Below are 10,523 nucleotides of genomic sequence, written 5' to 3' on the forward strand. Positions count from 1 at the left end.
CGCTAACGTCAGTTTTGCATAAATAGCAGACACTGAGTAGTTGCACTCAATTTACACCACTTGACGGGACACTACCCAATCCGCTGTCGTACGAGTAGAGAAGGAGTCCATCCAGCGAAGCGTCGTGCAAGAACCGCCTGGCACAAAAAGACCAGGCGACCTCTGGGAGGAGTTCAGTGCCCAAACGTTTCCGCAGCGCACGGCGGGCAGAGTCCTTGGCGTAGGACGTCGGATGCCTTCAGGCAAAGATAGCAGAGCCCGAACCGTTCGAGTCCTTCTAAGATTTCGCCCACGTTCCCGTCATGTTCTTCGCCGATTTTCACCACGCGCCGCACGAACGCCAAGGTAGCGTCTTTGCCGAGGGTCTCGTCGATCTCGAGTTCGACAAAGGCTTCCAAGACTTCGTTGAGCATGTAACTTCCGTCGTGATTGGACGGTCACTTCCCCTTCTGTTGTTGAGACTTCTCTGTATGGTTTTGCACGGACTTTGTATGAGCGTCGAGCGACTGGGCGATGTAATACCCACTTCCCAAAACATTGAAGACATGCGATTGAAGGGCTTTCGAGATGCGTAGCAAATTGGACTCTGACACGTTGCCCTCCACACATATCCAGCGGGAGCCCAATCGATAATACAAGCCGCGTTCGTTCCCTTGAGAAAATAGGGTTACGGGTTGAGTTAAGTTCTTGTCTGTTTTCTTCTCGATGATCACAATGTGTTGTTTGGGCTTTACTATGTGAACATGATCGGTCGGTAGTTCACTCTCCGCCAGAGATACCTTTTCACCAGAGGGCAAATCCGTATCCGTTGTAGGGAGGTTGGCTAAAGTGATGACGGTTCTGTTGGAATAAAATTCTTCAAATCTCCCAAGTCCCTTTATCGTCATCCATCCATGAATCAAGTTCGAGTACGGCGACAGATCGGTGTTTTCCAAAACTGGTTTGATAGAACTTCCAAGAATCCCTTTTAACGTCCAAAGATTTTTCTGTCTCACCATGTATAGAAAATAAAATAACGGAATGGGATGTACGTCTGGTACTTTTAAGGTGACTACAGAGATATCCCCCAATACGTTAGCGGCTACGATATCGGAAGGTGAGGAAACTTGAACGGTTTCGCCGTTGGAGAGTTTCCAAGACATAGCGGCCACAGCGGCACTGATCGGATTTTTGTCTTTAGCGATTGGGATATTAGAATTCGTGCTCATTAAGACAGTTACAGGATACTTTGAAGAGACTGTTGTATGGGAAACTTGGATTGTAGGTGATTTTCTTTGCGGATCGCACCCGCTTATAAATAATGTCGTTGTGACCAAAATAAGAAATACCCTGATCCATTTTTGATTCACAATGAGCACCTCCAAAAATTAAGTTGAATGGGGCGCAATGCGCCCCAGATGGACAACGGATGTTATGGATTGGTGGGTGGGGTCATGCTGGTCTCTTCTGCCATCTCATTATATCGAGGACTGTTCACTGTGAGCCACTCATTACTCGTGATTTGCCCATATTCATTGACGTAGGCATAATCTCCATACCATTGAGAGTGGGCATACCCAAATTCATACCACCCATATCCATGAGCAGGGATTGTCATTTTCGCCTCATAGGAGTAGTCATGAGAGACACTGGTGTCGGCGTTCAATCCTAGAGAGGCGTTGATGGGACCCCAACCTCCCCCCAACGATGCAGAGGCCGATGCTGAAGCGCTGACTTCAACTGAACCTGTCCATATATAAATTGCTGGTGTTGAAGTGGTGTTATGATTTACTCTCGAAAAAGCTTGTTGTACGAATGCATTAGAAGCTTGCGTAGAATAGTTTAGGAATTCGTATCCAGCGGGGCCAACGATACCTTCTGGGCTGATAGTCGAGGATTTATTGACAGTGGCTGGTGTCCCTTTAAAATAAGTCAGCGTGACACCTGAGTGTGTTGTTGTAATAGTGCCGGGATTGGACGTTGCCGCAAATACTTGTGGAGTCGAGATGCAGAACAGAGTGGCCGAGCTTAGTACCCCCACTCCCACATAAAGAAACCGCTTCTTTTTCAACGTAACTCCTCCTCGTTTCTGTGATAGAAAATCAAATTCCTACGAATCGATTTCCTAATTCTAGAGTATCCTTAATTTTTCGTGAATCAAGCAAAAGATTGCCTAGTCTCACTAGGGCAAGTTATTTACACTGGATCATGGGTTGTGGTGTAGACTAGAAAGAATGTGGTGATCACATGTCAAGATTTGGTGAAGTTTTGCGGGAGATTCGCATGTCCAAAGGATGGACGCAAAATGCCTTTCGGTCCATCGGCATCTCCGCGAATCTGATAGGTCAATACGAGTCTGGGCGAAGTCTGCCCAGTTATGAAAACATCCAACGCATTTCCGATGTTTTGCAGGTTTCTCCATCGGTGTTTTTTGATGACCACCCAAAGGAAGACCATCACAAATTACTCACGACACTGATTCAAGAAGCGGATCGGGAAGAAACTCGACAGGCGTGGGAATTTGCTTTGCCCTGTTGGCAGGCGGTCGAAGCCTTTGCTAGGTGTCACGGCCTTCCTTCTCATCAGTTTACGGCTCAAATCCGACGAGGGATGGTGTTGACGCGATTGGGTCGTTGGCAAGAAGCCATCGACGCGCTTCTGCCCATGCTGGCCAATCGTGCGATTCCCATATCGCAGGATACGCTCTTTGATGTGTTGTCGAACCTCGCCCACTGTGCACGCTCGTTGGGACTTTATCATCAAGCGATCACGTATTTACACATTCAGGGTGCTTCCTTAGACCGTTCCAGTAAGTCATGGGTGAAAAATCGGATCAATTTAGGTAGCGTGATGATGCTTTTGGGGGACTGGAGCGAAAGCGTATCCGTATATAGGGAAGCGGTTCAGACATCAGAGACCTATGGGTACGGGGACTTGTTGCGTTGGGCGCTGTTGGGATGGTCCAGTGCCCTGTTGAATCAAGGCGTGGATGTTGGCGTAGCGGATAGTTTGCACCGCATCGAACGGCTCAATCAAGAGGAACAAAATCCGGACTTGTCGCGTCGAGTTTTGCATAATTGGATGGTCTATGCTCGTCTTCAAGGCGACGTCATGACCTCCAAGATGCTGTTTGATGCCTGTCAAGCATCGGTTGGAGAGGATCCGGAGGAGATCTGTACGTTGTGGGAAGAAGGGTTGCGAATCGCGATGCAACTAGAGGATCCGAACCTGGGCATGGCCGCAGTCCATCAATTAACAGAAGCAGATATCCCCATCCCGATGCGTCGAAGTATGGATCTTCTAATAGCGGAATATTTATGGCAAAATGGTCATACGGAAGATGCGCGTATCTATGTATCGAGAGTGCGTCTCTCCCTACAAGGTGAAAAGGACCCATGGGCTTATCGGATCGTGGCGTTGTGGGATAAGTTCGGGGAGAGAGGAGGGAACGTGTGAGATGAAGAAGTTCATCCCATGGATGATGCTTTGCGTAGGCATGACAGTCAGTGGATTCGTCGTATTACCGTCACTCGGGAGTTCCATTCCTCCGCATATCCACGTCATCCATTCCGTCCAAACATAAACGGTCTTTTGCATATGTCGCCGCTCCAGAACCGCTAAGGCCCTTGGAGCGGCCTTTTCTCCGTTCACATCACTCCGCTCGAAGCGTCCACCGGGACGCCGCATAAAACGCCTCCTTGGCTTCTTGCGAGACCGCTCCCCGCACCCCCACGGTTCGCTCCATCAAATAGACGCTTGGCGTCTTGGGGAGACCCGGTACGAGGTCTTCGGCCAGGCGAATCAAGGCTTGTTGCTGGACTCTGTCGGAGACAGCCATCGGCCAGCCCGTGCCGTCTTCAAGCGCCGCCAAGACGTCTTGCTGTGTTTGCCCAAACTCCGGTGTCAGAAACGTCACTTCGATGCGGTCGCCCCGAACCGACTTTTTGTAGATGGGGACGCCCTCGTCTGCAAAGCGCCGTTCCACCGTTAGCAGCGCTCGATTGAGTTCCATGCGTCCGCCTTGGACTGGAGCAGAAGAAGGCATCGGTGAGGCTTTCGCAGACGAGCCTTCCTCGCATTGCAACTGCCACCCGGTCATCTCTTGAAAGCGGTGCCGGGCCGCTTCTTTCGCGTCCTCCGGAAGCGGTCGGGAAATCCGCTGTACCAGCAGCTTCTTGGGGGTGTGGAGGCTCGGAGGGCCAAGCAGCGTACCTCCCACGGCTTGAATCGCCTGGGTGGCCACCTGCGTCAGTTTTTCCAAGTGGACTTTGTCGGTCCATTCGACCTTCCAGCCGGTCTCTTGTTCAAGGCTTGCCGCAAGCTCTCTGGTCTCGGGATACGGTAGGGCATCCGGGAAGAACACGGACAGTTTGAGCGTGCTGCGTGCGAGATCGAGCCCGACTTTGTGCAGGCCGAAACGGTTCGGAACGCGCTCTTGAACGAGGTGGATCGCTTCGTTTTGTTCCAAGCGCCCGTTCGTCTTGGCTTGGCCCGCGCGGACGACTTGGACGGTGCCGCCTACAACCTTCGTGAGCGCACGGGCGATGGCGTCTTCGTCGAGTCCTCCGTTCGCTTCGAGGATCGGGATCACCAGCCGCTTCTCCAGCGGGAACAGTTTGGGCGGTTGCATCGACACGCCCGGCAAGTGGGCCTCCACGAGCTTCTGAAGCGCCGGAGGATAGACCTGGTCTTCGATGCGATAGGTCCAGCCGTGGACACGGGTGCCTTCGATGGCGTCACGCACGGACGCCGGAATCGCCCAAGGGAAGGAGACGAAGACGCGAAACGTCTGAGCGTTCGGGTCCGACTCGATTTTGCGAAAGCCGTAGGGGGCGAGCTGCTCGGCCACGGCGTCCTTGCCGTAGGGGTCGATCGGAGAGAGCGCACCCTGTTCTTCGGCGAGAAGGTACGCGAGGCGTTCGGCCGCGCGCACGCCAAAGTAGCGTCCGGAGTCCAAACACGCTTGAGCGGCCGCCACGAGACCCTCCAGATACGCGCTTGGCGTCTCGCCGGGAGGGATGCGGCCGAGGGCGTCTTGAACGAAGGCGACGGGGATGCGCTGCTCGGAGCCGTCGGGCATGTGTACCGTGCACGTCCCCCCGGATTGTCGAGTACAGTACCCGAGCTGGAGCGGTCCGCCCGGTGCTCGAAAGGCGAGGACTTGCCGCTTCCAGGACGCGGCCCGAATCGGGATGTCACCGTCCGGGAGTTCCAGGCGACCGACAGAGGTTCCTTGGACCTCGTAGGTGCGACCGACGAGGGCGTTCTCTACAGGGCAAGCGGGCAAGTGGGCGTGAATTTCACGCGCAAGACCTGCCTTCGCCTCGGCATCGCCGTGGACCAGCCAGACGTGCCGGGGTCGAACCTCCGCGACGACGTGGGCCAGTTCTCGGCGGTCGGCGTGGGCGGAGAGCGCGTAGAGGCCCACTTTGGCGCGTACGGGGACCACTCGGTCCGGCAAGATCCAGCGCCGCTCACTCGGGTCCTGCTCGGCGAGGCGAAGCAGCAACCGTCCAGGGGATTCCTCGTCCTGATACCCGGTCAAGAAGACGGCGTTGTTGGTTTGGTCCAGGAGCGCTCCGGCGTAGAAGAGCGCCGGGCCTCCGGAGAGCATGCCAGACGACGTGACGATGCAAGCCGGTTTCCCCTGAAGGACGAGGTTGCGTTGCTCCGGGGACCGGATGAAGGTGATGTCTTCCGGGGCAAACAAGCGGCCTTTCGTGTGCAGGGTCCGTTTGGCCGAGCCGTGCAGGAGGTGTGGATACGACTCGTAGATGGGGCAGATGCGCCGGACCAAGCCGTCGACGACGAGCGGGAACGGGCGAAGGTCTTTGCGATAGCGCAGGGCGTCCTGGAGGATGATGAGCACTTCCTGAGCGCGTCCCACGGCGAAGGCGGGGATGAGGACAAAGCCGCCTTGGCCGATGACGGCAGAGATTTGGTCGACGAGGTCGCTCTCCTGCTGAGCACGAGGGCTGTGCAGGCGTGAACCGTAGGTCGATTCGGTCAGGACGGCGTCGTAGTGGGTGCCGTGGGGGAGGCGAAGTCCGGAGATGAGGCGTCCGGGCGCGACGGAATAATCGCCGGTGAAGAGGACGCTGCCTTCGTCCTCGGTCTCGAAGCCCAGCGCCACCGCGCCGAGAATGTGTCCTGCCGAATACGTCGAGACGCGCACGTTCTCGAAGCGAAACGCCTTGTCTTGGCCCATGACGCGCACGCGATCCCACAGGCTCTCAAGCTGAGCCTCGGTAAAGATGCGGGCATGGCCTTCGAGTTGGCTGAGGTGAAGCGCATCGGCGAGCATGACCCGAGCGATGTCAAGCGTCGGTTGCGTCATATACACGGGCGCGTTCGGATACAGGCTGGAGATGAGGGGCAAGGCCCCGATGTGATCTTGATGGGCGTGCGTGATAAAGATGGCCTGGATGTTGGCGTGTCCTTCTTCTAAGAGGGACAAGGCGGGGAGCGGGTCGCGTTCGTCCATGCGGGTGCCCGCATCGACCAGCCACTCGGTGGAAGCGGTTCGAAACCAAAGGCACGTGGCGCCAATCTCGGCACCGCCAAGGACCGTGATGTTCATAGCGTGATACACCCTTCTCTGTGTTCTCGTGTTTGTGGTTCACCATAGCACATCGAACGCGTGACTCGTACGCCTTAAGAGCCACGAAAAATGTCCCAAACGTGTCCACCCCCACAAAGGCAGACGTGGCACAATGGAAAAGACACGATAGGAGGCGAACTATGAGCATCGAAGTCTGTCCGCGTTGCGGGACGTTGTATGCGCCTGTGCGCCGAACCCTATGCCCGACCTGTCAACGCGAGGAAAACGCGCTCTTTGAGAAAGCACGCGCGTATTTGAAGCAGGAGCCTGCGTGCACCGTGTTTCAACTGGCCGCGCATCTGGACGTGTCGACCGAAGTCATTGAGGCATGGATTCGCGAAGGGTATCTGCTGGTCCGCAACCACCCCCATCTGACGATAGCCTGCGAACGTTGCGGTCAGCCCGCGCTCGGTCGTTACTGTGAGCCTTGCCGAGAAACGATGGGGGCGATGTTGGCGGATGCCGCGAAAGCGGTGCGAGCCGAGGATAAGGGGAAGGGGACGCGACCAGGATTTTATTCACGATAGGGAGGAAAGTGGTATGACGCATTCAACGCCGCTTGTCGTCACCGTAGGTCTGTGGACGGTGGTGGTTCTGCTTGGCCCCGCAGGGCTCGACTGGGTTCGTGGAGATCCCGTCGCGATACGCCCCATCCAGCTGTGGTATGCAGGGCTTGGCGACCTTCTCATCGCCGCCAGCCTGCGGGCCGTGGTCGGCGTCCGAGACACGGTACGCGACCTGCGTCGATGGCTATCGCTTGAAGGAGATGGGAGATCGTGACGATGCATGGGCTCAAGATTTGGCCGGAGTTTTTTGCCCCGGTGTTGTCGGGACACAAGACGGTGGAACTACGACAGCACGACCGAGACTATCAAGCTGGGGACATCCTCGACTTGAACGAGGTCGACAAGGACACAGGTCTCAAGACAGGACGCAGCGTGCAGCGTTACGTGACGCACGTGCATACGGGTCTCGGTGTGGCCGAAGGGTACGTGGCGCTCTCAATGTCGGAGCGAAAGCCTCGTCAGACTGTACCGCCTACCAAGCTGCGCCTGTACCTGTCCGGACCGATGACGGGGTACCCGGACGACAACTATCCAGCGTTTGCAGAAGCCGCCCGCAGCTTGCGCGACCAAGGTTATGACGTCGTGAGCCCTGCCGAAGACGTGCCGAATCGCGAGGCGTCGTGGGAGCATCTCATGCGTCATGCGCTACGAAAGATGCTAAACGGCACGCAAGGCGTCGTGGTGTTGCCGGGCTGGAAGTCCTCGCGTGGGGCGAACGTGGAAGTGGCTGTGGCGAAGTGGCTCGGCTTACCCATTTTAGAGTGGGACAGTCTTCGCCCGGTCTCGGTCGAGGCGAGGGTGAAAGTACGCGAAGTCGAGATGGAGAGACCGTTGTTTGGGCCGTGAGGTCGCCGTCGTTCACGGTGGCTGCTGCTTCACGAGGTGGCAAAGGCGATGGGGAGAGATGGGACGATGGGGCATGCTTTGACGCTGAGACCGTATCAAGCGGAGGCGGTCGACGCGTTCTTTGCTGAGGCGTGTCGACGACAGTTGATGGTACTTCCAACGGGATCGGGCAAGACAATTTTGTTTGGGGCGATTGCGAAGCGTTGGTGGGGGACGTCGGACCAGACGCGCCCCATCCTCATCCTCGCACACCGCAGTGAACTCCTCGACCAAGCGGAGCAAAAGCTCGCCATGGTCTGGCCGGAAGCGGTCGTAGGCCGCGTGCAAGGGAGCCGCAACGAGCAACTGGGCAACGTTCTGGTCGCGTCCACGCAAACGCTCGTCCTCGGTCGGGCGATTCGACCGCCGGGACTCATTATTTACGACGAGTGTCATCACAGCCGGGCAGAAGGCGCTGTGGGAGTTCTGGAACGGCTTGGCGTATTTGCCGAAGACGGTCCCACGCTGCTGGGCGTCACGGCGACACCGACCCGAGTGGACAAGCATGCGCTGGGGGACATCTTCGAACGGGTCACGTACGAACAGACGATTTTGCAGATGATCCTGAGCGGATACTTGTCCGACGTTCGTGGTAAAAAAGTGAAGATTCCGGGTTTGAACCTAAGTGCGATACGAACGACCGCAGGCGACTACAACGCGAAAGACCTCGCAGGTGCGCTGAACGACCAAGCGGCCATCAATGCGGTCGTGGAAGCGGTCCAAGAGCACGCAGGCGGGCGCAAAAGCTTGGTCTTCGCCGTTGACATCGCGCATGCGAGAACGCTGGCCGAACGGTTCCGACAAGCGGGCGTTGCGGCGGCCGCCGTGGATGGGACGATGTCGGAAACCGAACGAGCGAGTGTGTTGCGCGACTTTGCCGAGAATCGGCTGCAAACGGTTGTGAACTGCCAAATTCTCACTGAAGGCTACGACCAACCGGATGTGGACTGTGTGGTCATCGCACGACCGACGCGCTCCCAAGCGCTGTATACGCAAATGGTCGGACGAGCCTTGCGACTTCATCCGCAGAAAAAGGATGCCCTCGTCCTAGACCTGACCGACGCCAGTGAGGACAAGTCGTTGCAGACGTTCACGCGGCTGATGAAGACGCAGACGAAACAAACGGACACGCTGTCAACCGTGTCGGGGTTGGAGCAAGCCGAGATGCCGGAAGACACGTCAGTGACGGCGTGGGTGATGGATGCCCTGCAAGCCGAGCAGGAGAAGACGGTCGCGATGGAGAAAGTCGTCGAGTCGATTCACCTGTTTGCCAACCGCAGTCGCTATCGTTGGATGCGCATCGAGATGAAGGGTCACGAAGTCTTTGCCATCGAGTACCTGGAGCACCGATGGGCGTATTTAGTGCGAGACGGCGATGCGTTCTGGCCTGTGCTCGAACTGAAAAATAAAAAATACATGCCGATTCACGACCGAGCGATGCCGCTCGACTACGCAGAAGGGGTCGCCGAATCGATCCTCGACCTGCTCGATACGCGCTACGTCGAGAAGGAGGCCGAGTGGCGCAAGCTGCCGATGACGCCTAAGCAGCGCGAGGCGTTAGCGAAGTACCGGATAGCGAGCGACGACACGTGGACGCGAGGGGACGCGGCGGATGCCCTCGGCGAACGCTTCGCAAAACGGCATGTGAAGGATATGCTGGAGCGTCTGGATCTCGCGGCCTGGCAAGCAGCGTTCCAGAAACCGCAGGTGCAGGCGTGGCTTCAAGCGAAACTCGCCTCGTTCCGGGCGTACGGAGAGCAACGCACACCGTCGGTGGTGAGAGAGGGGGGCACAGATGGAAACGAGTGAACGAGAGCGTCGTACCGAATACCTAGATCGGTTACGCGTGTATGAACTCGTACAGGCGGTGATGCGAACGATGCGGGAAGAGGTGGAGTTGGCCGAGGCGAGGGAGCGTCGCAGAGCCTGGCGAGCCCAGCAACCCCAAGCACGCCCACGCATCCGGCGCGTCTATGCGTTCGTGGAGAGGGGGGGTGCGGATGGTGTACCGATGTCCGATCCGATGTCGCTGTCCGGGGATGGCGATGGAACTCGATTGGGATGAAGCACAGGTTCGCTATCGTCCGATCCTCTCTTTGGACGAGTTGAGTGAAGGCGCGAACCAAGCTTCACCGGGTGCGTGAGAAAGATGGTCCACGTTCGTATAGAGGCGTTGGATGGGGAAGCCGTGGCGTTGTGCGCTCCACAGAGTGTGTTGGGTTCAAGGTGATCCGCCACGGCACGTTCAGTGTACCATATCACGCTTAGACGTTGTCCTCCACCGGGATGCCTCGCTTCTCCCATTCCGCGAGAAGAAACGGGTACAGGACTTCGGCATCGCTTCGGGGAAAGCGTCCGTCCTCGTTCGTCAAGGTGCACTGCACGATGCAGAGCAGGTCTTCGAGAGTAGTGTCGCTGAACCTCCCCATGGCTAAAGCCAGGGGGTTCTAAAAGTCTATACCTTTGCACTCTCGCAGGCTCTCACGGTGGCT

General features: G+C 56.9%; 11 protein-coding genes. 7 read left to right on the forward strand and 4 right to left on the reverse strand.

What is annotated here, in order from left to right; genetic code table 11:
* Positions 1 to 173: 173 nt before the first annotated feature.
* From M4I36_RS11740 to M4I36_RS11750, 3 genes are all read right to left on the reverse strand, one after another.
* The gene (locus tag M4I36_RS11740; RefSeq protein ID WP_258111934.1) at positions 174 to 413 is read right to left on the reverse strand and encodes a hypothetical protein; all 240 of its coding nucleotides are present in this window, start codon (positions 411 to 413) and stop codon (positions 174 to 176) included.
* A gap of 24 nt (positions 414 to 437) precedes the next feature.
* The gene (locus M4I36_RS11745; RefSeq protein ID WP_258111935.1) at positions 438 to 1,349 is read right to left on the reverse strand and encodes a hypothetical protein; all 912 of its coding nucleotides are present in this window, start codon (positions 1,347 to 1,349) and stop codon (positions 438 to 440) included.
* A 62-nt stretch (positions 1,350 to 1,411) separates the two neighbouring features.
* Positions 1,412 to 2,050 (reverse strand): hypothetical protein, encoded by a 639-nt coding sequence (locus M4I36_RS11750; protein WP_258111936.1) that lies wholly within the window; start codon positions 2,048 to 2,050, stop codon positions 1,412 to 1,414.
* 176 nt (positions 2,051 to 2,226) lie between these two features.
* On the opposite strand from M4I36_RS11750, the gene M4I36_RS11755 reads away from it, so the two are divergent.
* Positions 2,227 to 3,435 carry a helix-turn-helix domain-containing protein gene (locus M4I36_RS11755; protein ID WP_258111937.1) on the forward strand — a complete coding sequence of 403 codons (1,209 nt, stop codon included), beginning with the start codon at positions 2,227 to 2,229 and terminating at the stop codon, positions 3,433 to 3,435.
* A gap of 1 nt (position 3,436) precedes the next feature.
* Positions 3,437 to 3,562, forward strand: coding sequence for a hypothetical protein (locus M4I36_RS11760; RefSeq protein WP_258111938.1), 126 nt, complete (start codon positions 3,437 to 3,439; stop codon positions 3,560 to 3,562).
* Positions 3,563 to 3,631: 69 nt separating this feature from the next.
* On the opposite strand, the gene M4I36_RS11765 is transcribed toward M4I36_RS11760, so the two are convergent.
* Entirely contained in the window at positions 3,632 to 6,559 is a 2,928-nt protein-coding gene (locus M4I36_RS11765; RefSeq protein WP_258111939.1) for an MBL fold metallo-hydrolase, read from the reverse strand.
* 161 nt (positions 6,560 to 6,720) lie between these two features.
* Between M4I36_RS11765 and M4I36_RS11770 the strand changes: the two genes are divergently transcribed.
* Genes M4I36_RS11770 through M4I36_RS11790 form a run of 5 tightly spaced genes read left to right on the forward strand, consistent with a single transcriptional unit; the run spans position 6,721 to position 10,096 of the window.
* Positions 6,721 to 7,107, forward strand: coding sequence for a hypothetical protein (locus tag M4I36_RS11770; protein WP_258111940.1), 387 nt, complete (start codon positions 6,721 to 6,723; stop codon positions 7,105 to 7,107).
* Positions 7,108 to 7,120: 13 nt separating this feature from the next.
* Positions 7,121 to 7,360: a hypothetical protein gene (locus M4I36_RS11775; protein WP_258111941.1), complete on the forward strand. Its 240-nt coding sequence runs from the start codon at positions 7,121 to 7,123 to the stop codon at positions 7,358 to 7,360.
* 2 nt (positions 7,361 to 7,362) lie between these two features.
* Complete coding sequence (locus M4I36_RS11780) at positions 7,363 to 7,992, forward strand: DUF4406 domain-containing protein (RefSeq protein ID WP_258111944.1); 630 nt, start codon at positions 7,363 to 7,365, stop codon at positions 7,990 to 7,992.
* Between the two features lie 48 nt (positions 7,993 to 8,040).
* Complete coding sequence (locus M4I36_RS11785) at positions 8,041 to 9,840, forward strand: DEAD/DEAH box helicase (protein WP_258111942.1); 1,800 nt, start codon at positions 8,041 to 8,043, stop codon at positions 9,838 to 9,840.
* Positions 9,827 to 10,096, forward strand: a complete 270-nt coding sequence (locus tag M4I36_RS11790) for a hypothetical protein (RefSeq protein WP_258111943.1) — start codon at positions 9,827 to 9,829, stop codon at positions 10,094 to 10,096. Before M4I36_RS11785 ends, M4I36_RS11790 begins: the two co-directional genes overlap by 14 nt.
* Positions 10,097 to 10,523 lie beyond the last annotated feature (427 nt).

Origin of the sequence: Alicyclobacillus sp. SP_1, assembly GCF_024706985.1 — a bacterium.
Taxonomy (GTDB): Bacteria; Bacillota; Bacilli; order Alicyclobacillales; family Alicyclobacillaceae; genus Alicyclobacillus_I.

Excerpts from the sequence above, each read along its gene's own strand:
- M4I36_RS11770 (WP_258111940.1), top strand. The coding sequence starts at position 6,721 with ATGAGCATCGAAGTCTGTCCGCGTTGCGGGACGTTGTATGCGCCTGTG.
- M4I36_RS11755 (WP_258111937.1), top strand. The coding sequence starts at position 2,227 with ATGTCAAGATTTGGTGAAGTTTTGCGGGAGATTCGCATGTCCAAAGGA.
- M4I36_RS11780 (WP_258111944.1), top strand. The coding sequence starts at position 7,363 with ATGCATGGGCTCAAGATTTGGCCGGAGTTTTTTGCCCCGGTGTTGTCG.
- M4I36_RS11785 (WP_258111942.1), top strand. The coding sequence starts at position 8,041 with ATGGGGAGAGATGGGACGATGGGGCATGCTTTGACGCTGAGACCGTAT.
- M4I36_RS11765 (WP_258111939.1), bottom strand. The coding sequence starts at position 6,559 with ATGAACATCACGGTCCTTGGCGGTGCCGAGATTGGCGCCACGTGCCTT.
- M4I36_RS11760 (WP_258111938.1), top strand. The coding sequence starts at position 3,437 with ATGAAGAAGTTCATCCCATGGATGATGCTTTGCGTAGGCATGACAGTC.
- M4I36_RS11790 (WP_258111943.1), top strand. The coding sequence starts at position 9,827 with ATGGAAACGAGTGAACGAGAGCGTCGTACCGAATACCTAGATCGGTTA.
- M4I36_RS11740 (WP_258111934.1), bottom strand. The coding sequence starts at position 413 with ATGCTCAACGAAGTCTTGGAAGCCTTTGTCGAACTCGAGATCGACGAG.
- M4I36_RS11775 (WP_258111941.1), top strand. The coding sequence starts at position 7,121 with ATGACGCATTCAACGCCGCTTGTCGTCACCGTAGGTCTGTGGACGGTG.